General features: G+C 55.6%; 1 protein-coding gene. It reads left to right on the top strand.

Annotation, left to right across the window (positions count from 1 at the left end):
• Positions 1 to 277 (top strand): phage portal protein (locus Xbed_RS19250; RefSeq protein WP_139837584.1); only part of this gene is annotated, 277 nt, incomplete at both ends.

Genomic DNA, 277 nt, shown 5'->3' with positions numbered 1-277 from the left:
CCTTTCTCTGGCGGGCATGGCTAACACCAAATCAGGTGAGCATGTTTCCCCGTCCACGGCGGAGGGCTTGCCTGCGGTGATGAATGCGGTCACGGTGATTAGCGAAGCCGTCGCCACCATGCCTTGTTACCTCTATCGGGTACAGCACCAGCACGGCAAAGAATCCCGCGAGTGGCTCAGTGATCACCCTGTGGATTATTTGCTGAATGAATGCCCGAATGACTGCCAGACGCCGTTTCAGTTCAAGCGCACCCTGATGCGTCATTGTTTGCTGAAT

Source organism: Xenorhabdus beddingii (assembly GCF_002127545.1).
Taxonomy (GTDB): domain Bacteria; phylum Pseudomonadota; class Gammaproteobacteria; order Enterobacterales; family Enterobacteriaceae; genus Xenorhabdus; species Xenorhabdus beddingii.
Note: the sequence above shows the minus strand (reverse complement) of the source record. Positions and strands in the feature narration are given on the sequence as shown.